The following is an 18,607-nucleotide window of genomic DNA, read 5'->3' on the forward strand; positions in this document are numbered from 1 at the left end:
AACATTGGCATTACGCCAACCGTCGAAATTTGTTGCGAGCGTTGGTGCCTCGGCACCGGCGTTCGGTTGAACGGCCACGACGGCTCCGTGGCCGCAATGTGAGTGCGAAGCAGGGTCGCCTCAGATCGTCTTGAGATAGCCGGCCAACTGATCCGCCACCGTGCCCCAGCCGTCGTAGAAGCCCATCTCCTCGTGGCTGTTGCGCGTGGCTTCGTCGCGGTGGATGGCGGTGGCGGTGTAGCGCGTCGTCTCGCCATGCGATTGCAGCGCTATGACGGCTGTGATGAATGGGTCGCCTGACGGCCGGTAGCCGGGCAGCAGCGCATCGGTCCACACCAGCCGCTCGTCCTGGACGATCTCGAGGTAGCAGCAACGCCTATCGTTGACCTCCTTGCCGTCGGGCGACTGCATGCGGGTGCGGAACAGGCCGCCGGGCCGCAGGTCGATCTCGCAATCGGTGATGATCCACGGCTTCGGCGTGAACCATTGGCGGACATGTTCGGGCTCCGTCAAGGCCATCCACAGCAGTTTTCGCGGCGCCTCGATCGTCCGTTCGAGCACGAGGTCGAGCTTCGGATCGGGTTGGAACAACGGCACCGTATTCATCTGTCTTTCTCCTTGAGTTTCAGCACGTAATCGTCGAACTGGTCGAGACGGCGCTCCCACAGCGCACGCTGCTCGGCCAGCCAGTTTTCCGCGAGCTTCAACGGCTCCGGCGCGAGCCGGTAGGTCCTGACGCGGCCGGCCTTTTCCGAATGCACCAGCCCGCAGCCTTCCAGAACCCTGAGGTGCTCGATGAAGGATGGCAGGGCCATCTCGAACGGCCGGGCAAGCTCGCTGACCGAGGCGGGGCTTCGGTTCAGTCGCTCGACCACGCGTCGCCGGGTCGGATCGGCGAGCGCCCGGAAAATGCCGTCAATGGGCGGGGGGCTTTCGGTCTGCAGGCCCGTCATGGTCGTTTCCTTGCCTCAAATTAGCTCGGGAAATAGTTAGGAAGATTCCTTACTATTGGCAAGCGCGAAAATCGCAGACGGCCGGCGAGGCCGCTGGAAAACCGAGAGGCGCGGTTTTAGGGTGCCGTCAGATTCGACTGGTCCGAGGACGCGTTTTGACGATCACCATGTACGGCATCACCAATTGCGATACGGTCAAGAAGGCGCGTTCCTGGCTGGCGAGCCACGATGTTGCCTATCGCTTTCACGACTACAGGGCAGACGGCCTTGACGCGGATCGGCTGAACGGCTGGTCAGGCAAGGTCGGCTGGGAAATTCTGCTCAACAAGGCGAGCACAACGTTCCGTGAACTGTCGGACGAGGACAGACTGGGCCTGGACGAGAAGAAGGCCAAGGCGCTGATGCTGGCCAAACCGACGATGATCAAGCGTCCGGTGCTGGAACTTGGCGACAGGGTTCTCGTTGGCTTCAAGCCTGATGTTTATCAAGAGGCGGTGAGTGGGAAGTAGAACCGACCCGCCGCGATCCGTCGCGCCCCCCTCTGTCCTGCCGGACAGCTCCCCCTCTGGTGGGGAGATTGGATGTCGCTTCGGCTTTCGCTAGTCTCCAAAGAAGGGCGCTTTCGGCGAAGCTGCCAATCTCCCCCCTTGAGGGGGAGATGGCCGGCAGGCCAGAGGGTGGCGCTGTCCCGCCGGTGTGACTAATTGATCTCACGCAAATAGCTCGCCAGTGCCACCGCATTGTTGTGCGCCTCGTCATGGGCGCCGTAGAGCAGCGTCACCTTGCCTTCACGGAGCAAGGCACGTAGTTCCGCCACCGCCTCGCTGTTCCGGTCGAGCTCATCGCGGTATCGCCGCTGGAATTCCGCCCAGCGCGCCGACTCATGACCGAACCATTTGCGCAACGCATTGCTCGGCGCGATGTCCTTCAGCCAGACCGTCAGCGCCGCGTCCTCTTTGCGGACGCCGCGAGGCCATATGCGGTCGACGAGCACCCGCTGCCCGTCATCGGGCGCCGGCGGCTCATAGATGCGCTTGACCGCGAGCCCCATTGCCAACTCCGCATGGGCCAGCAGGCGCCGCTGCTTGCTGGCCTTCGTTTAGAGATCCCGGGCCTAAACCCACTCGCCCTTGCGCATCACCGGCACGCGGCTGCCGTCCTTATGGACGCCGTCTATGTCGATCTTGTCCGAGCCAATCATCCAGTCGATGTGGATGAAACTCTTGTTGCCGCCGCGCGCCGCGATCTCGTCCTGGCCGAGCGAGGCGCCGTCGACGAAGCACTTCGAATAGCACTGGCCGAGCGCGATGTGGCAGGCGGCGTTCTCGTCGAACAGCGTGTTGAAAAACAGCAGCCCGCTCTTGGCGATCGGCGAGGAATGCGGCACCAGCGCCACCTCGCCGAGACGGCGCGAGCCTTCGTCGGTATCGAGCACCTTTTGCAGCACATCCTCGCCCTTCGTGGCCTTGGCCTCGACAATGCGGCCCGCCTCGAAACGCACCGCAATGCCGTCGATCAGGGTACCCTGGTAGGACAGCGGCTTGGTGCTGGTGACATGGCCTTCGACGCGCCTTGCATGCGGCGTGGTGAAAACCTCTTCGGTCGGGATGTTGGGGTTGCAGGTGATGCCGTTCTTGGCGGTCGAGGCGCCGCCCATCCACTCGTGGCCGTCGGCCAGCCCGACGGTCAGGTCGGTGCCGGGGCCGGTGAAATGCAGTGCGTGGAAATTGTGGCCGTTCAGCCATTCGGTGCGGCTCTTCAACGCCGCATTGTGCGCCGTCCAATTGCCGATCGGGTCTTCGACATCCACGCGCGAGCCGGCAAAGATGGCGTCGGCGAGCTTGGCCACGGCGACGTCTTCGGCATCGTCCGGGAAAACCTGCTTGGCCCAGGCCTGATCGGGATAAGCGACGATGTTCCAGTTGATATCGAAGCCGGTGATCTTCTCCAGCGCCGGCTGGTAGGCCATCGAATTCGCCTTGTTGGCACGCGCTACCTTTGTCGGGTCCTGCGCCGAAAGCAGCGAGGGATCCTCGCCGCGCACGGCAAGTCTCGCCGCATTGTTGGCGAAGGCTTTCGCCATGCCTTCATAGAGCCAGCCGGCGGCGCGGTCGAAGCCGCCGTCGGCGCCGTAGCGGAAGCGTGCGAGAGTGATCTCATCGTCGTTGAAGATCGGCGTCACCAGGCCCGCGCCTGCCTTGTAGGCGTGCTCGACGATCCGCCGCGCCAAAGGCAGCGCGGCAATAGACGAGGTCAGCACCAGATCCTGCCCCGGCTGCAATTGCAGCCCGACCTTGACGGCGACCTCCGCCAGCCTGTCGAGCTTCACCGGGTCGATGCTTGCGGAAACGCCGCGCGAATGTGTGGTCATGATCCTGCCTGCCGTGATTGGGGACTGTTTCTTACATAGACCGGCGCTACCGACCTTTCCACCGTGATGTGCTGGCAGGCTCAGCTGGCGCTCTCGAGCGACCTGAACTGCGCCATCGTCGCCTCGATCTCTTCGCGGATCCAGATCTTGAAATCCCTGACCTTACGGCTTTCGTTCTTGCTGGCCGAAGTCACCAGCCAATAGCCGAGGCCGCTCTGGGCGCGTATGCCGAACGGCGCGACGAGACGGCCGTCGGCCAGCGCGTCGGCGGCCAGCAACTGCCAGCCGAGCATGACGCCGTGGCCGGCAATCGCCGATTCCAGGCACAGCATCGGATCGGTGAAGCGCGCGCCCTTCATGAAGGTGACAGGCTCCACTCCGGCCGCTTCGAACCAGCTCTCCCAACTGATCATCGATCTTTCGTCCGTGATCGCACAGGTCAAAGCAAGGTCCTCGATCGATTTCAGCTTGCTGGCGATCACCGGTGCACAGACCGGAAACACCTCCTGCGCCAGCAGCAATTCGGCCCGCCCGCCCGGCCATTTGCCGTCGCCGAGCCGAATGGCGACGTCGATGTCCGAACGATCGAGATCGGCAAGCCGCACCGAGGCATCGATGCGCAGAAGCACGTTCGGATGCCGGGCGAAATGCCGCGACAGCCGCGGCAGCAGCCATTTCGAGGCGAAAGCCGGCGCCACCGAAACCACCAGCGTGCACTCCGAGCTTTCATCGGCAAGCGCCACCGCCTGTGCGAGTTCGCGGAAGCCTGCGCTGAGCCGCGCGGTAAAGACGGTGCCGAATTCCGTCGCCACCAGGCCAGCTGGCGTTCGTTCGAATAGCGCCCGGCCGAGCTGCTTTTCTGTTCGGTTGATCTGCTGGCTGACGGCGCTGACCGAGACGTTGAGCTCGCCGGCCGCCGCCGCGAGCGAGCCCAGGCGGGCAACAGTTTCCACGGCGCGCAAGCCGTTGAGATGGACGCGGTTCAGAGTAGCCATACAGTTTTTCTAAACTGGAGCGGCTGAAATCTCAATTGCCAGACGCTAAGGAACGGCGGATTCTAAGTGGGCTACTCAGAGTGAGGAGGCAAATCCGATGAAGATTTTGTCATGGCTTGGCGCCTTTTCCCCGATCGGGGCGCAGCCGCACCGGGATGACAGCCAGGCCACCAGCTGGGTGACCGATCCGCTGTCGCATCCGGTGCTCGACACCATGTCGGAGCGCGAACTCGCCGACATGCCATTCAGGCTGACCGCGTGTCGTACCCGCTTCGAGACGGCGCCAAGGACCTGCTGCGGCTGAACAAGGACTTGCTGGCACTTCAGGTGAGCCGGCCGCCGACGCGGCTGCGCAACCCTTCTGGCCCAACAAAAGGCGGATTGTCTGACCGGCAGGCGCACCTATTGTGCATCGCGATGAAAGCCGCTTCGCCCTTGCGCCTGGCAATCGCCGGCATGATTGCCCTGGCCGTCGCCATGGGAATCGGCCGCTTCGTCTATACGCCGATCCTGCCTGGCATGATGGAAGAGCTCGGCCTGTCGCCGGCTGATGCCGGCTGGATCGCATCGGCCAATTATCTCGGCTATCTCGTCGGCGCGCTTGCCGCCACCGGCGGCTGGGCGCAAGGCCGCGAGCGCCAGCTGATGCTGGCCGGCCTTGCCGCCACCGCGATCCTCGCCGGCCTGATGGGCCTGAGCGGCACCATGCCCGGCTTTCTCCTCATCCGCTTTCTTGCCGGCCTCGCCAGCGCCTTCGTGCTGGTCTTCATGACCAGCATCGTTTTCGGTCATCTCGCCGCGGCCGGGCGAAACGACCTGCAGGCGCTGTATTTCGGCGGTGTCGGCCTCGGCATCGCGGCGTCCTCGGCGCTGTTGGCAGTCCTCGTCACCGAACATGCCGGCTGGGCGGCGGGCTGGCTGTGGTCCGCGGTGATTTCGGCCTGCGGCTTTGCCGTCGTCGCCTTGCTGGCCGGCGGCACCTCGGCCGCGAACAGCACCACCGGGAGCGAGCCGGCACTGCCGAAAGACCGGTCGCTGGTGAAGATCATCGTCGCCTACGGCCTGTTCGGCTTCGGCTACATCGTCACGGCAACGTTCCTGGTCGCCATCGTCCGCCAGGGCGGCGGCGGCCGCGTCTTCGAGGCCGTGGTCTGGATGGTCACCGGACTTGCCGGTTTCCCATCGGTCTGGCTGTGGCAGAAGCTTACGGCTAAAATCGGGCTCTATGCCACCTACGCCCTGGGGTGCCTGGTCGAGGTGGTCGGCGTCAGCGCCAGTGTCGTCATGGGCGGGCGCACCGGGCCGCTGCTCGGCGGCCTTCTTGTCGGCGGCACCTTCATCGCCATAACCGCGCTTGGCCTCCAGGCCGGACGGCAGCTTGCCCCGCAAGCACCACGCCGGATGCTGGCGGTGATGACGGCCGCCTTCGGCCTCGGCCAGATCATTGGCCCGATCGTCGCCGGTCTGCTTGCGCAGGCCTCGGGTAACTTTTTCCTTGCCTCGATCGTGGCCGCCGCCGTCCTGCTCGCCTCGGGTGCGATCGCCTGGTCGGCTGCGCCAAAATCGCCATGATTATGGTCTTGCTCGGCGCCGGGCGTTGGGCACGGGCATTTTCTTTCCCGCTAATGTGTGACTTTATGCCCGCTGAACCCGCTGATTTGCGCATCGACCGAGGATTTCGCCACAGTGTTCGTATCGTTTTTTCCGCAGCCGAAGCTGTTCTTCAGTTCGGTCGCCGTCTGGAGCCTCGCGGCCGTTCTGTTTTGGTTTTTTGGAGGAGAGCAACTTGGAGCAGTGTTTGGACTGCCCCCGATGGCCGCCGGCGTCGACAAGATCATTGGCGTGTCGCTCTTTTGGTCGAAGCCATTTCTCTGGTTCTATATATATTTTGCGGCTGTCGTCCTCATCTTCTACGGCTTTTGGGCCTGGTACCGACCTCATCCATGGCGGAATTGGTCGATCCTTGGCACCTCACTGATTCTCTTTGTGATCTATTACCAGGTGCAGGTAAATGTCGCCTTCAATGACTGGTATGGCCCTTTCTACGATCTTATTCAGAAGGCTTTAGGCACACCGTACTCTACGACGCCGTGGGACTTCTATATCCAACTGCTGACAATCATGTGGATTGCGCTTCTGGCTGTGACCGTTGGCGCCCTCAACCGGTTTTTTGTAAGTCATTGGATATTTCGTTGGCGCACCGCAATGAACGAATACTACATGACCAACTGGGAAAGATTGAGGCGCATCGAAGGTGCGTCCCAGCGTGTTCAAGAAGACACGATGCGCTTCTCCAGCACGATGGAGGATCTGGGCGTAAGCTTAGTCGGGTCCATCATGACACTGATAGCGTTCCTTCCCGTGCTGCTGCATCTCTCTGAAAACGTCACGGAACTGCCGATTGTCGGCACGGTGCCTTACTCCCTGGTCGTTGTAGCAATCCTTTGGTCGGCCTTCGGAACTACTTTCTTAGCTGCGGTAGGAATCAAACTGCCGGGTCTCGAATTCCGCACCCAACGTGTCGAGGCAGCCTACCGCAAAGAATTGGTCTATGGTGAGGACGATGCAGATCGCGCCCAACCGCCAACTGTCGCTGACCTTTTTAGAAGTGTAAGAAGCATCTATTTTCGTAAATACTTCCACTACTTATATTTTAACGTCGCTAGAATATTCTATCTACAGATCGACAATATATTTCCATATATTGTTCTTGTCCCTACGATGGTCGCGGGAAAGATCAAGCTCGGCGCTCTGAACCAGATTCTCAACTCCTTTGAGCAGGTCCGATCTTCATTTCAGTATCTGGTCAATGCCTGGCCGACGGTCGTGGAACTGATCTCGATCTACAAACGCTTGCGCGCCTTCGAGGCCACGCTCGAAGGCGAGCCGCTGCCGGAAATCGACCAGCGTTATCTCGAACGTGAGCAAGCCGGGTTGCGCCCTGAGGACCAGCCGGCAAGCTAAGACTGGCGGGCGGCGAGCGCTTCCGCTCAGCCGCCCACCGCCGCGTGCCTTTCGCCTCGCCGCGAAACATAATCGTGAAAACTGATGCACTCGACTTGTTTCATCACGCAGAGCTCGCCGGCAAAGCGTTCCAGCGCGTTCCAGTAGGCGCCGTCATTCATCAGCGTGAAGTGGAAGCCGAGCTCAAGCGGAATGCGCTTGCCCTGGTATTGCGCATCGAAGGCGGCGCGGAACGCGTTATAGGTCCGGTCAGCGAACTCTTCTGCCATGCTCGGCCGCTCGAAGCCGCCGGAATGTCTGACATAGAGATTGTAATCCATGGCGATCACGCGCCTTGAGCTCGGCCCTTCCGGGATCTGCGGCAGCGAAAAGCGCGTGATGCCGTTGACGGTCGGCGGCTCGACCGGCCCACGCGAGACGCCGCTTGCGTCGAGCAGGAAACCGGCCGCGGGCAGCGCCTCGTAGAGCGCCTTGTTTGCCGACAAATAAGGCGCGCGGAACCCGACCACCGACTTGCGGGCGAAATCGCGCCAGCCCTTTGGTTCGGGTGCAATGCCGTTGATCGAATAGGCGTTCTCGAGAATATGCTTGAACGAGCCGAACTCGCCCAGCCAGTCGGCCTTGCTCCAGTCCTTGCCGTCGAAGTGCCCACAGCCGTGGCTGCCGATGTCGTGGCCTTCTGAGGCCGCAAGGTTGATCTGCTCGAGCCGGTCGGCGACTTCCTGCCTGGAGGCGGCAAAGCCGATATTCGATTTGCCTTCTGTTTTGCCGGGCGCGGTGTATTCCTTGCGTGTCTGCGGCGACAACAGGAACACGCAGGAGACGAAATAGGTGAAATGCGCGCCTGTGCGCCGGGCCAGCGCCCGGCTGCGCTGCCACTGCGAAATGTCGCGGGCGCTGTCGAATGAGATGATGACGATCTGCTTCGGTTTTGCCGGCGGCGCCGGCGGGTCGGCAAAAGCCGCGCCGGTAGCAAGCGCGGCAATCGAAAACGCAACAACGCGGGACAAACGGGGCAAAGGCATCTGACCGGATCAAGGAATGTAGAAGCGACGCCTACCGGTGAAATATGGCACGGGTAGGATCGACCTGTACGGCCGCCGTTGGCGGCGACTGCCTCGTGAATAGGCGATTTTCCTGCCGAACCCCTTCCATGCCGGCAAAATTTCGCTAAAACGCGGGCTCATCAACCGCCCCGCCCGGGGCAGGAAATGGTTTTGATCCATGTCGGACGACAGTTTTATCCGCGAAGTCAACGAAGAGATTCGTCGCGACCAGGCGCATGCGCTGTGGGACCGTTTCGGTCCCGCCTTGCTCGTGCTGGCCGTGCTGGTGGTGCTCGGCACTGCTGCTGTCGTCGGCTACCGCTATTGGGACGAAACTCGCGCCAACCGCTCGGGCGATGCTTTTTCGCAGGCGCTCAAGCTTGCTAATGACGGGAAGAACGACGAGGCGCTTGCCGCTCTGGAGGCGTTGGAGAAGGACGGCTACGGCGCCTATCCGCTGCTCGCCCGCATGCGCGCGGCAACCGTCAAGGCGGACAAGGGCGACGTCGACGCCGCCGTCAAGGATTTCGACGAGGTCGCCGCCGACACCAAGATCCCCTCTGGCATTCGCGACATGGCTCGTCTCAGGGCAGCGCTGCTTCTGGTCGACCACGGCTCTTTCGCCGATGTCTCCAGCCGCGTCGAGGCGCTCACCGCCGACACCAACACGCTGCGCCATACGGCGCGCGAGGCGCTTGGCCTTGCCGCCTGGAAGGAAGGCAAGGCGGCGGATGCATTGAAGCTGTTCGACCAGATCGCCGCGGATGATGGCGCCCCGCGCAACACGCGCGAGCGGGCGACTTTGATGTCCGAGCTGATCCGCGGCTCGGGCGGCGTGTCGTGATAGTCCATGACCTTCAAAGTCGCCATCATCGGCCGGCCTAACGTCGGCAAATCGACCCTTTTCAATCGGCTGGTGGGAAGGAAGCTGGCGCTTGTCGATGATACGCCCGGCGTCACTCGCGATCGCCGCGTCCATGCCGCAAAGCTCTACGACCTGCATTTCGACGTCATCGACACCGCCGGCTTCGAGGATGCGGCTGCCTCGACGCTGCCCGGCCGCATGCGCGCCCAGACCGAGATCGCCATCCGCGAGGCCGACCTGATCTTTTTTACGATCGATGCCAAGTCCGGGCTGATGCCTGACGACAAGACGTTCGCCGAGATCGTGCGCAAGTCCGGCAAGCCGGTTGTCGTCGTTGCCAACAAGGCTGAGGCGCGCGGCGCCCAGGGCGGCATGCTGGAGGCCTGGGAGCTCGGCCTTGGCGAACCGATCCCGGTCTCGGCCGAACACGGCCAGGGGCTGCCCGATTTGCGCGACGCGGTGATCGCAGCACTTGGCGAGGCGCGCGCCTTCGGCGAGGACGAAGAGGCCGGCGAGGATGAGGTCGCCGCCAGCGAGGTGCTGATCGGCGAGGACATCACCGACCCGGACGCCGAGCCGAGCTATGACGACACCAAGCCGATGCGCATCGCCGTCGTCGGCCGCCCCAACGCCGGCAAGTCGACGCTGATCAACGCACTAATCGGCGAGGAGCGGCTGTTGACCGGCCCTGAGGCCGGCATCACTCGCGATTCCATCTCGGTCGACTGGGACTGGCATGGCCGCCGCTTAAAATTGTTCGACACCGCCGGCATGCGCCGCAAGGCCAGGATCCACGAAAAGCTCGAAGTGATGTCGGTGCAGGACGGCTTGCGCGCCATCCGCTTTGCCGAAATCGTCATCATCGTGCTCGACGCCACCATTCCCTTCGAGAAGCAGGATCTGCAGATCGCCGACCTGATCATCCGCGAGGGCCGTGCCCCGGTGATCGCCTTCAACAAATGGGACCTCGTCGATCATCCCCAGGAGTTGCTGGCCGAGCTGCGCGAAAAAACCGAGCGGCTGCTGCCGCAGGCGCGCGGCATGCAGGCGGTGCCGGTGTCGGCCGAGACCGGGCGTGGCCTCGACAAGCTGATGGATGCTGTCATCAGGACGCATCGAGTTTGGAACAGCCGTGTGTCGACCGGCAGGCTCAACCGCTGGCTGGAAGGCATCCTGGCGCATCATCCGCCGCCCGCTGTCGCCGGGCGTCGGCTGAAGATCAAATATGTCACGCAGGCCAAGACGCGGCCGCCGGGCTTCGTCGTCTCCTGCTCACGGCCGGATGCGATGCCGCAATCCTACGTCCGCTATCTCTCGAACAGCCTGCGCGAGGCTTTCGACATGCCCGGCGTGCCGATCCGCATCGCCTTGCGCACCTCGGACAATCCTTTCGCCGGCAAGGCAAAGAAGCGCCACTAGATCATCATTGGCGGAACCTTGCGAGACGTCGGCGGGACAGCGCCCCCCTCTGCCCTGCCGGGCATCTCCCCCACTTGGGGGGAGATTGGCCGTCCTCTCCGCTTTCGCCAATCTCCAACATTGAAAGAGGGGCGGGACGGCGAACCTGCCAATCTCCCCCCTCGTGGGGGAGATGTCCGGCAGGACAGAGGGGGGCGCGAAGGATCGCGGCGCNATCTCCCCCCTCGTGGGGGAGATGTCCGGCAGGACAGAGGGGGGCGCGAAGGATCGCGGCGCTCGTTCTGCGTTTCTGGATTCTTCAACTGACGAAGCTACGAGGCTTGCGGTCATTTCGGCTCATCGGCCTTAAGCCACCTTCCTCAGACCATTCGCATCGCCGCTTCCGGGCAAGGCTTCCAGCGCTGCCTGCAGCAGGATGTCGCCAAGCCGCGCTGCCACGGGGTCGGGCTCGGCCTCCTTGCGATGCAGGAACAGCGCCATCTTGGGCAAGGCGGGCAGCCCGGCGATCTCCGGCGTCATCGCCCTGACGGTGGCCGGCAGGCCGATATCGGTGCGGATCGTCAGTCCGAGCCCGGCGGCGACGGCTGCCCAGATGCCGCCAAGGCTCGGGCTGGAGAAGGCCATCCGCCATGCCAGGCCGGCGCGGTCGAGCGTTTCGGTCGCCACGCTGCGCAGCAGGCACGGCGCTTCGAGCGCCACCAGCGGCAACGCCTCGCCATCGCGCAGGCTGGTCTCGATCTGTTTTGCCGGGCCGATCCAGCGCATCTGGACGTCGGCGACATGCCGGCTGTAGGGCAGCGTCGCGCCATTGTGCCAGGCAAGCGCGATATCGAGGCTGCCCGAAATGATCCGTTCGGCAAGCTCATGGCTGCGTGCGATCCTGGCCTCGATCTTGACCTTGGGATGGGCGCGGGCGAAGCGCCCGAGCACCTCCGGCAGCACCGCCTCGCCGAAATCCTCCTGTAGCCCAAGCCGCACCCAACCCTCCAGCTCGATATCGTGGATCGCGGAGGCGGCCTCGTCATTGAGCTCGATCAGCCGCCGCGCGTAGCCGAGCATGGTCTCGCCCGCGTCCGTCAGCGCCAGGCCACGCCCAGATTTGCGGAAGATCGGCGTCGCCGCCTGGTCCTCCAGCTTCTTCAATTGGGCACTGATTGCCGAGGTCGAGCGGCCGAGCCGGTCGGCGGCCTTGGCGAAGCTGCCCAGCTCCATGCCGGTGACGAAGCTGCGCAGGACGTCGAGATCGAATGTCACGCGTCGCATGCCAATAATCCTGATATTCGGGACATTACGTCAAAAACTTCCTGATATTCAGTACGAAGCTATGGCGGTAGAGAGAGCGCGTCAAGACCGAATGCAGCCGACCCATGCAGGAGCTGAACCATGTCCGCTGTCGCCACACGAGCAGATTGCAAACCGCTTCGCCCGGCCGCCGTTGCCGCCCCGTCAGAGGCGGCGGCACTTCGAGCCAATCATCGCTGGAAGGTGCTGGGCATCGGCGTCGCCGCCAATGCCTGCTTTTCCGCGACCTTCTCCGGCATTCCGGCGACGGCGGTGTTCCTGCGCTCGGGCTACCATCTCTCCAATGGCGAGCTCGGCCTGGCGCTTGGCCTTCTCGGCCTGGGCGTGGCGCTGAGCGAATTGCCGTGGGGGCTGCTGACCGATCGCTGGGGCGACCGCCGCGTGCTGCTGACGGGGCTCGGCGCAACCGCGGTTTGGCTGCTTGTCATGGCCGCGCTGGTCGTGCCGTCAGCGGCCCATATTCCCGGCATCGCGCTTCTCGCCGCTGCCCTGCTGGTCACCGGATTGCTCGGCGGCAGCGTCAACGGCTCCAGCGGCCGCGCCATCATGGCCTGGTTCGGCGAAGGCGAGCGCGGCTTTGCCATGAGCATCAGGCAGACGGCGGTGCCGCTTGGCGGCGGGCTTGGCGCGCTCGTGCTGCCAGCGCTCGCTTCAGCCCATGGCTTCACGGCAGTCTTCGGACTGCTGGCGGCTGCATCCGCGGTCTCGACCTCGCTCGCCTGGCGCTGGCTGCATCAGCCGCCGGCGCATGACGATGCCAATTCGGGCAGCATGGCATTGTCGTCCGGCCCGGCGCCGCTGCGCAACCCGGCCGTCTGGCGCATCGCAACAGCCACCGGCCTGCTTTGCTTTCCGCAGGTGGCGGTGCTTACATTTGCTTCCGTGTTCCTGCATGATTTCGCCGGCATGGGAACAGCCGTGATCAGCGCCAGCCTGGCTGCCGTGCAGGTCGGCGCCATGGTCATGCGCGTCTGGAGCGGCCGCTACACCGACCGTCACGGCAACCGCCGGTCGTTCCTGCGTCTGTGCAGCATGCTGAGCGTGGCCGCCTTCACCGTGCTTGCGGCGCTCGTCTTGTTTTCGGCCCAATTCTTGTCAGGCCAAGCGCCGATGCTGTCGCCGGCGATCGTTGCGGTGCTGGTCGTGGCCGGTATCTGCGTCTCCTCCTGGCACGGCGTTGCCTACACCGAGCTTGCGACGCTGGCCGGCGCCAGCCAGGCTGGAACGGCGCTCGGCCTCGCCAACAGTCTGGTCTTCATTGCCTTCTTCCTGGTGCCGATCGCCATTCCCGGGCTTCTCGTGCTCTGCTCGTGGGCAGGCGTCTGGCTGGGTGCGGCTATTTGCGCGCTGATCGCCTGGCCGATCTTTCTTCCGTCAAGCGATGGCCGCAAAAGCGCCTGACTTCGACACGAGATGGGAAAACAACGTTCTAAGCTGTTAACGCCCCATCAAGGTTAATGCATCATTGTAGCTCTCCAGTGGGGTCCGTCGCGTTTCTGGAGAGTTCCGTGCATCGACGTGTTTTGACGCGGCTTGTCGCCGCCGCCGGTGAGAAAAAGCGTTCCTTCCTGTCTCCCCTCGTTATTGGCCTTGGCATCTGGATCGGCTTTCCGACGGTCGCTGCCTATCAGGACATGACAAGCCTGGTCTCCGGTCTTGAGGCGCCGAGCGTCCGCTGGAACGCCTATGTCGAGAAATCCGTCGCCGGCTCCGTTCACGCCGCCGAAATGCCATTCCTCGATTCCAGCAGCACCGGCTCGCTCTCCGGCTCCGGTGTCCAACTGCCCGGCATCGGCGCCGTTTCGTTTCGCGGCAAGGGCAGCATCGCCGGCACGACGCCGGACGAGAACCGCATCACGCGTGCCGACAAGAAGGGCCGCATCATCCAGGTCTCGCCCGTCTCGCCGCCGAAAAACTTCAATGCCGGCTCGATCTTCGAGCGCACCTCTTCGCTGCTCCGCCCAAGCATGGACAGCGGCCTGAGGATGGCTTTCGGCAAGCCCGAGATCAAAGGCAAGGAAATCCAGATCGCCGCCGCCTTCCACACGCGCATCGACAAGAAGCCGGATCCCGGCGTACCGGCGATGCTTGCCGCGCTGGTCAACAATGATCATCCTGACGTGCTGGCGACCGCCTACGCCTCGTCCGCTCCCGATTATGCACAGGCGTCGCCCTTCGAGGCCTTGCTGCAGGACGAGGACCCGAACGATGGCCGCTTCATTCCGCCGCTGAGCAAGGGCGATCATTCGTGGATGCAGACGCCGCTGCCGGCGAGCGTCTTTTCCAAACCGGAGCAGGCCTGTCTCGCCAACGGCATCTATTTCGAGGCGCGCGGCGAATCCGTGCGTGGCCAGGCCGCCGTCGCTCAGGTCATCCTCAACCGCGTCCGCAACCCGACCTATCCGAACTCGATCTGCGGCGTCGTCTACCAGAACGACAACTGGTTCAACCGCTGCCAATTTTCCTTTGCCTGCGACGGCAGGAAGAAGCGCATCGACAACGCCGCCGCCTACAAGACCGCCCAGGATGTCGCCATGGCCGTCACAGCCGGCAAGATCTTCATTCCGGAAGTCGGCTCGTCGACCCATTATTACGCCAACTACGTCCATCCGGGCTGGGCGCGGACGATGCAGAAAATGACCAGGATCGGCCTGCACATCTTCTACCGCACCTATGGCGGCGGCTGGAGCTGAGTGCTCGGGCAGCCCTTGCATCTTTCGCGCGAGAGCGGCCGATCGAAGGCCCGTCGCCGTAGGGATTCGGCCGCAGCCCGCCAGAGGCCGCGTCGGGCACGATGTCGCACCCGAGCAAGTAGCTGATTTATAACAAAAAAATACTTGAGCTTGAACGTCCGCCCGTGGCTTGACGGGCGCGGACCCTCTAACTATGTTGCCGGCGACTTTAAGAAGCGGACGGACGGTGACGGTCTGACCGGGCAGGGGGGTTGCGTGGCCGACAAGAATGGGCCAGACGGAACCGGAAAAACCGGCCGCGGCAAGCAGCATGAAGCCGATATCCGCGACGAGGATCTTGAGCGCCGCCGGCGCGACCTTGAAGCATCGCTTGCGACAAGGCGGCCGGACCGGCTCGAGGGGAAAGACGACGCGAAAGCGGGTAGTGCGGCCGGGTACGGCCAGGCGCTCAAGCTGTCCAGCGAGTTCATCGCCGGGATAGTGGTCGGTGCGGCTCTCGGCTGGTTTATCGATCGCGTGGCGGGGACATCGCCATGGGGTCTGATAGTCGGGCTGCTGCTGGGTTTTGGCGCCGGCGTGCTCAATGTCCTGCGTTCAGCCGGGCTTGTGTCGGAATTCGGAACGGGCGACAAGCCGCGCGATCCGAAAGAATGAATTGAGGCGTCGCATGCCGGCGCATTGAACAGGATACTGAAGCCGTCTGCGGCTTTGATGGGGATTTAAAGTGGCTGCTGACAAGGTCGATCCGATCCACCAATTCCAGATCCATCCGATCATTCCGATTCACATCGGCGGCTACGACCTGTCTTTCACCAATTCGGCTCTGTTCATGCTTGCGACGGTTGCTGTCGCATCGGCGTTTCTCTACCTCAGCACGTCGGGCCGCAGCCTCATTCCCGGCCGCCTTCAGTCGGTCTCGGAAATGGCCTATGAATTTGTCGGCAATATGCTGAGGGACGCCGCGGGCACGCAAGGCATGAAGTTCTTCCCCTTGGTGTTTTCGCTGTTCATGTTCGTGCTTGTCGCCAACCTGCTTGGCCTGTTCCCGTATTTCTTCACCGTCACCAGCCACATCATCGTCACTTTCGGCCTCGCTGCGCTGGTGATCGGAACCGTGATCGTCTACGGCTTCATGAAGCACGGTCTCGGCTTCCTGAAGCTGTTCGTGCCGAAAGGCGTGCCCATCGTGATGATGTTGCTTGTCGTTCCGATCGAAGTGATTTCCTTCGTCTCGCGCCCGGTCAGCCTCTCGGTTCGTCTGTTCGCCAATATGTTGGCCGGCCACATCACGCTGAAGGTGTTCTCGGGCTTTGTCGTCAGCCTCAGCGCTCTCGGCACGCTTGGCATTGCGGGTTCGGTCCTGCCGCTGGCGATGGCCGTGGCTTTGACGGCTCTGGAGTTGCTCGTGGCGCTTTTGCAGGCCTACGTCTTCGCCGTGCTGACCTGCATGTATCTGAACGACGCCCTGCACCCTTCGCACTGATTTAGAGTTTCCGGCATTGCCGCCGGATGGAATCGCAACGGAATTTTAGATCCAAAGGAGTTGAATAAATGGACGCAGAAGCAGCAAAGTACATCGGCGCCGGCATCGCATGCCTCGGCATGGGCGGCGCGGGCATTGGCCTCGGCAACATCTTCGGCAGCTATCTGGCGGGCGCGCTGCGCAACCCGTCGGCCGCCGACGGCCAGTTCGGCCGTCTGATTTTCGGCTTCGCCGTGACCGAAGCGCTGGGTATTTTCTCGCTTCTCATCGCGCTTCTCGCCCTGTTCGGCTGAATACTTGTTCGGCTGAACGTTGGGAAGAATTGAACAGGCCGGCCGCGATCCTGCGGCGGGCCTGAATTTCGGGGATAGTCCATGTTCGTGACATCTGCCTTTGCGCAAGAGTCCGCGCCCGCCGCAACGGAAGGCGACACGCACGCCGCCACCGGCGTGCCCGCCGAGGCGCACGGCACGTTTCCGCCATTCAATCCGGCGACGTACCCGTCACAGCTGGTGTGGCTGGCAATCACTTTCGGGCTGTTCTATCTCTTCTTGAAACGGGTGGTGATGCCGCGCGTTGGCGGCATCATCGACGTGCGCAACGACCGCATCACGCAGGATCTCGATCATGCTGCCCGGCTGAAAGGCGAGGCCGATGCCGCCGTTGCCGCCTATGAGCAGGAATTGGCGGAAGCCAAGGGCAAGGCCAATGCGATCGGTCAGCAGGCCAACGATGCGGCCAAGGCGGAAGCCGAAGCTGCCCGCAAGACGATCGAGGCAGCGCTTGACCAGAAGCTTGGCGAGGCCGAGGCGCGCATATCTTCCATCAAGGCCAATGCCATGAAGGAAGTCGGCACGATCGCCGAGGACACCGCTTCGGCCATCGTCGAGGCGCTTGTCGGCGGCAAGGCCAGCAAGGCCGAAATCGCGGCCGCGGTCAAATCCGTGGCCGGGTGAGGAGCGCATCATGGACGCCACATCTCTCGCGACGCTTTGGGCAACGGTTGCTCTCGTAATCTTCCTCGGCATCGCCATCTACATCAAGGTGCCGGGCATGATCGCCAAGGCGCTCGATGCGCGTGCCGACAAGATCAGCAGCGAGCTCGAGGAGGCGCGCCGGTTGCGCGAAGAAGCCCAGCAGCTGCTTGGCCAATACCAGCGCAAGCGCAAGGAAGCCGAGCAGGAGGCCGCGGCCATCGTTGCCGCCGCCAAGCGTGAAGCCGACATGCTTGCCGCCGAGGCGCACAAGAAGACCGAGGACTATGTCGCCCGGCGTACCGCTTTGGCCGAGCAGAAGATCGGCCAGGCCGAGCGCGAAGCAATCGGCGAAGTGCGTGCCAGCGCCGTCGATATCGCGGTAGAGGCCGCGCGCGCGCTGCTGGCCGGCAAGATCGACGCCAAGGCCGGCGCCGACCTGTTCAACGCCTCGCTGCAGGATTTGAAGTCGAAGCTGAATTAAGCGACTTCATCGAGAAATTCATCGAAAGCCGCCCGGGAAACCTGGCGGCTTTTTTGTTAGCGAAAGCGGCCAAGCGCGTAATCTCCCCCCTCGAGGGGGAGATGGCCGGCAGGCCAGAGGGGGTAGCCGCGCGTGAGGCGCCAGCCCTTCTCTTTCGTCCCGCATGGCGTCGCGCCAGGACGTACCGACCCCCTCTGTCGCCTTTGGCGACATCTCCCCCTCAAGGGGGGAGATTACGCCTAGCCGACAGGGTCGCTCAATCCAAACCCGAAAAACCCTCTTCCTCCAGCACCTCGGTGCCGCCGAACCGGAACGGCGCGAAGGAGGCGCGGTGCAGCCGTGCCACTGGCCCGTGCAGATCGATCGCCGTGCGATGGCGGACAGTGGCGTAGCCCATATGCAGCTCGAAGCCGTAATGCGCATGATGGCTGCCGCAGCCGCACATCATACGGTCGCGCATCACCTTGGCGACGATCGAGGCTGCGGCGATCGACTGCGAGCGCTGGTCGCCCTTGATCAGTGCTTTGCCCTCGCAGGGCAGGCCGGGCGGCACGTCGCGGCCGTCGGCCAGTGCCAGCTTCGGCCGGATTGACAGGCCGGCCACGGCACGGCGCATCGCCTCCAGGCTGGCCTTGAGAATGTTGGAGGCATCGATGCCTTCGGCACTGACCGAGGCCATCGATACGGCGAGTGCGGAGCCGAGGATTTTCAGGAACAGCGCCTCACGCTGCAAATGCGTCAGCCGCTTGGAATCGTCGAGGCCGTCGGGGATGTTGGCGGGATCGAGCACCACCGCTGCCGCCACCACCGGCCCGGCGAGCGGGCCGCGGCCGGCCTCGTCCATCCCCGCCACCGGCCACAGGCCTTCGGCCATCGCCTTCGTCTCGAACGAGAAGTCGGGTTTCTCGACAATTTCGAAGAGAAGCGGAGAATCGGAACGCGGGCGAGCCATGGTGCGGCGAGGTTCGCATCGGCTCCGATTCTCCGCAAGTCCCTCCGGGTCGGGCGGGGCACCGGACCAGGAGGGGCTACCGTCTGCAAGCCCGGGGACAGGACAG

Annotated in this window: 21 protein-coding genes; 13 read left to right on the plus strand and 8 right to left on the minus strand. The window is 63.4% G+C overall.

Annotated features, from left to right (window positions below; translation table 11 throughout):
• Positions 1-120 precede the first annotated feature (120 nt).
• Positions 121-606, minus strand: a complete 486-nt coding sequence (locus X773_RS41045; RefSeq protein WP_023674053.1) for an SRPBCC family protein — start codon at positions 604-606, stop codon at positions 121-123.
• Positions 603-953, minus strand: coding sequence for a metalloregulator ArsR/SmtB family transcription factor (locus X773_RS41050; RefSeq protein ID WP_023674054.1), 351 nt, complete (start codon positions 951-953; stop codon positions 603-605). The genes X773_RS41045 and X773_RS41050 overlap by 4 nt, the downstream gene beginning before the upstream one ends.
• A gap of 155 nt (positions 954-1,108) precedes the next feature.
• Here X773_RS41050 and X773_RS41055 point away from each other — a divergent pair, with 155 nt between their 5' ends.
• Complete coding sequence (locus X773_RS41055) at positions 1,109-1,462, plus strand: ArsC family reductase (RefSeq protein ID WP_031211032.1); 354 nt, start codon at positions 1,109-1,111, stop codon at positions 1,460-1,462.
• 191 nt (positions 1,463-1,653) lie between these two features.
• Here X773_RS41055 and X773_RS41060 read toward each other — a convergent pair whose 3' ends face one another.
• From X773_RS41060 to X773_RS41070, 3 genes are all read right to left on the minus strand, one after another.
• Positions 1,654-2,010, minus strand: coding sequence for a DUF488 domain-containing protein (locus tag X773_RS41060; RefSeq protein WP_031211033.1), 357 nt, complete (start codon positions 2,008-2,010; stop codon positions 1,654-1,656).
• Between the two features lie 57 nt (positions 2,011-2,067).
• Positions 2,068-3,324, minus strand: a complete 1,257-nt coding sequence (locus X773_RS41065; RefSeq protein ID WP_023674057.1) for an aminopeptidase — start codon at positions 3,322-3,324, stop codon at positions 2,068-2,070.
• Between the two features lie 80 nt (positions 3,325-3,404).
• Positions 3,405-4,319: a LysR substrate-binding domain-containing protein gene (locus tag X773_RS41070; protein WP_023674058.1), complete on the minus strand. Its 915-nt coding sequence runs from the start codon at positions 4,317-4,319 to the stop codon at positions 3,405-3,407.
• A gap of 97 nt (positions 4,320-4,416) precedes the next feature.
• Between X773_RS41070 and X773_RS41075 the strand changes: the two genes are divergently transcribed.
• The 3 genes from X773_RS41075 to sbmA all read left to right on the plus strand — a co-directional run bounded on the left by X773_RS41075 (position 4,417) and on the right by sbmA (position 7,283).
• Positions 4,417-4,623 (plus strand): hypothetical protein, encoded by a 207-nt coding sequence (locus tag X773_RS41075; protein ID WP_023674059.1) that lies wholly within the window; start codon positions 4,417-4,419, stop codon positions 4,621-4,623.
• Positions 4,624-4,775: 152 nt separating this feature from the next.
• Positions 4,776-5,891: a YbfB/YjiJ family MFS transporter gene (locus tag X773_RS41080; RefSeq protein ID WP_036237967.1), complete on the plus strand. Its 1,116-nt coding sequence runs from the start codon at positions 4,776-4,778 to the stop codon at positions 5,889-5,891.
• A gap of 114 nt (positions 5,892-6,005) precedes the next feature.
• Positions 6,006-7,283 (plus strand): peptide antibiotic transporter SbmA, encoded by a 1,278-nt coding sequence (sbmA, locus tag X773_RS41085; protein ID WP_031211034.1) that lies wholly within the window; start codon positions 6,006-6,008, stop codon positions 7,281-7,283.
• Positions 7,284-7,309: 26 nt separating this feature from the next.
• Here sbmA and X773_RS41090 read toward each other — a convergent pair whose 3' ends face one another.
• Positions 7,310-8,302 carry a polysaccharide deacetylase family protein gene (locus tag X773_RS41090; protein WP_031211035.1) on the minus strand — a complete coding sequence of 331 codons (993 nt, stop codon included), beginning with the start codon at positions 8,300-8,302 and terminating at the stop codon, positions 7,310-7,312.
• Between the two features lie 205 nt (positions 8,303-8,507).
• Here X773_RS41090 and X773_RS41095 point away from each other — a divergent pair, with 205 nt between their 5' ends.
• Both X773_RS41095 and der read left to right on the plus strand, forming a co-directional pair.
• A complete protein-coding gene (locus X773_RS41095) occupies positions 8,508-9,173 on the plus strand; it encodes a tetratricopeptide repeat protein (protein ID WP_023674063.1) in 666 nt (221 codons plus the stop codon).
• 6 nt (positions 9,174-9,179) lie between these two features.
• Positions 9,180-10,613, plus strand: a complete 1,434-nt coding sequence (gene der / locus X773_RS41100; RefSeq protein ID WP_023674064.1) for a ribosome biogenesis GTPase Der — start codon at positions 9,180-9,182, stop codon at positions 10,611-10,613.
• 345 nt (positions 10,614-10,958) lie between these two features.
• Here der and X773_RS41105 read toward each other — a convergent pair whose 3' ends face one another.
• Positions 10,959-11,876 (minus strand): LysR substrate-binding domain-containing protein, encoded by a 918-nt coding sequence (locus X773_RS41105; RefSeq protein ID WP_023674065.1) that lies wholly within the window; start codon positions 11,874-11,876, stop codon positions 10,959-10,961.
• 120 nt (positions 11,877-11,996) lie between these two features.
• Between X773_RS41105 and X773_RS41110 the strand changes: the two genes are divergently transcribed.
• The 7 genes from X773_RS41110 to X773_RS41140 all read left to right on the plus strand — a co-directional run bounded on the left by X773_RS41110 (position 11,997) and on the right by X773_RS41140 (position 17,549).
• Positions 11,997-13,316, plus strand: coding sequence for an MFS transporter (locus X773_RS41110; protein ID WP_023674066.1), 1,320 nt, complete (start codon positions 11,997-11,999; stop codon positions 13,314-13,316).
• A gap of 107 nt (positions 13,317-13,423) precedes the next feature.
• Positions 13,424-14,608 (plus strand): cell wall hydrolase, encoded by a 1,185-nt coding sequence (locus tag X773_RS41115; RefSeq protein ID WP_031211036.1) that lies wholly within the window; start codon positions 13,424-13,426, stop codon positions 14,606-14,608.
• 255 nt (positions 14,609-14,863) lie between these two features.
• Complete coding sequence (locus tag X773_RS41120; RefSeq protein WP_023674068.1) at positions 14,864-15,262, plus strand: AtpZ/AtpI family protein; 399 nt, start codon at positions 14,864-14,866, stop codon at positions 15,260-15,262.
• Positions 15,263-15,332: 70 nt separating this feature from the next.
• Positions 15,333-16,091 (plus strand): F0F1 ATP synthase subunit A, encoded by a 759-nt coding sequence (locus X773_RS41125; protein ID WP_023674069.1) that lies wholly within the window; start codon positions 15,333-15,335, stop codon positions 16,089-16,091.
• 68 nt (positions 16,092-16,159) lie between these two features.
• Complete coding sequence (locus X773_RS41130) at positions 16,160-16,384, plus strand: F0F1 ATP synthase subunit C (RefSeq protein ID WP_006206606.1); 225 nt, start codon at positions 16,160-16,162, stop codon at positions 16,382-16,384.
• Between the two features lie 81 nt (positions 16,385-16,465).
• Positions 16,466-17,047, plus strand: a complete 582-nt coding sequence (locus tag X773_RS41135; protein WP_023674070.1) for a F0F1 ATP synthase subunit B — start codon at positions 16,466-16,468, stop codon at positions 17,045-17,047.
• 10 nt (positions 17,048-17,057) lie between these two features.
• Entirely contained in the window at positions 17,058-17,549 is a 492-nt protein-coding gene (locus X773_RS41140; RefSeq protein WP_023674071.1) for a F0F1 ATP synthase subunit B, read from the plus strand.
• 256 nt (positions 17,550-17,805) lie between these two features.
• Here X773_RS41140 and X773_RS41145 read toward each other — a convergent pair whose 3' ends face one another.
• Positions 17,806-18,501 (minus strand): ribonuclease HII, encoded by a 696-nt coding sequence (locus X773_RS41145; protein ID WP_023674072.1) that lies wholly within the window; start codon positions 18,499-18,501, stop codon positions 17,806-17,808.
• Positions 18,502-18,607: the final 106 nt, after the last annotated feature.

This window comes from Mesorhizobium sp. LSJC280B00, from assembly GCF_000502835.1.
Classification (GTDB): domain Bacteria; phylum Pseudomonadota; class Alphaproteobacteria; order Rhizobiales; family Rhizobiaceae; genus Mesorhizobium.

Excerpts from the sequence above, each read along its gene's own strand:
- X773_RS41045 (WP_023674053.1), bottom strand. The coding sequence starts at position 606 with ATGAATACGGTGCCGTTGTTCCAACCCGATCCGAAGCTCGACCTCGTG.
- X773_RS41050 (WP_023674054.1), bottom strand. The coding sequence starts at position 953 with ATGACGGGCCTGCAGACCGAAAGCCCCCCGCCCATTGACGGCATTTTC.
- X773_RS41065 (WP_023674057.1), bottom strand. The coding sequence starts at position 3,324 with ATGACCACACATTCGCGCGGCGTTTCCGCAAGCATCGACCCGGTGAAG.
- X773_RS41070 (WP_023674058.1), bottom strand. The coding sequence starts at position 4,319 with ATGGCTACTCTGAACCGCGTCCATCTCAACGGCTTGCGCGCCGTGGAA.
- X773_RS41075 (WP_023674059.1), top strand. The coding sequence starts at position 4,417 with ATGAAGATTTTGTCATGGCTTGGCGCCTTTTCCCCGATCGGGGCGCAG.
- X773_RS41080 (WP_036237967.1), top strand. The coding sequence starts at position 4,776 with ATGATTGCCCTGGCCGTCGCCATGGGAATCGGCCGCTTCGTCTATACG.
- X773_RS41095 (WP_023674063.1), top strand. The coding sequence starts at position 8,508 with ATGTCGGACGACAGTTTTATCCGCGAAGTCAACGAAGAGATTCGTCGC.
- der (WP_023674064.1), top strand. The coding sequence starts at position 9,180 with ATGACCTTCAAAGTCGCCATCATCGGCCGGCCTAACGTCGGCAAATCG.
- X773_RS41105 (WP_023674065.1), bottom strand. The coding sequence starts at position 11,876 with ATGCGACGCGTGACATTCGATCTCGACGTCCTGCGCAGCTTCGTCACC.
- X773_RS41110 (WP_023674066.1), top strand. The coding sequence starts at position 11,997 with ATGTCCGCTGTCGCCACACGAGCAGATTGCAAACCGCTTCGCCCGGCC.
- X773_RS41130 (WP_006206606.1), top strand. The coding sequence starts at position 16,160 with ATGGACGCAGAAGCAGCAAAGTACATCGGCGCCGGCATCGCATGCCTC.
- X773_RS41135 (WP_023674070.1), top strand. The coding sequence starts at position 16,466 with ATGTTCGTGACATCTGCCTTTGCGCAAGAGTCCGCGCCCGCCGCAACG.
- X773_RS41140 (WP_023674071.1), top strand. The coding sequence starts at position 17,058 with ATGGACGCCACATCTCTCGCGACGCTTTGGGCAACGGTTGCTCTCGTA.
- X773_RS41145 (WP_023674072.1), bottom strand. The coding sequence starts at position 18,501 with ATGGCTCGCCCGCGTTCCGATTCTCCGCTTCTCTTCGAAATTGTCGAG.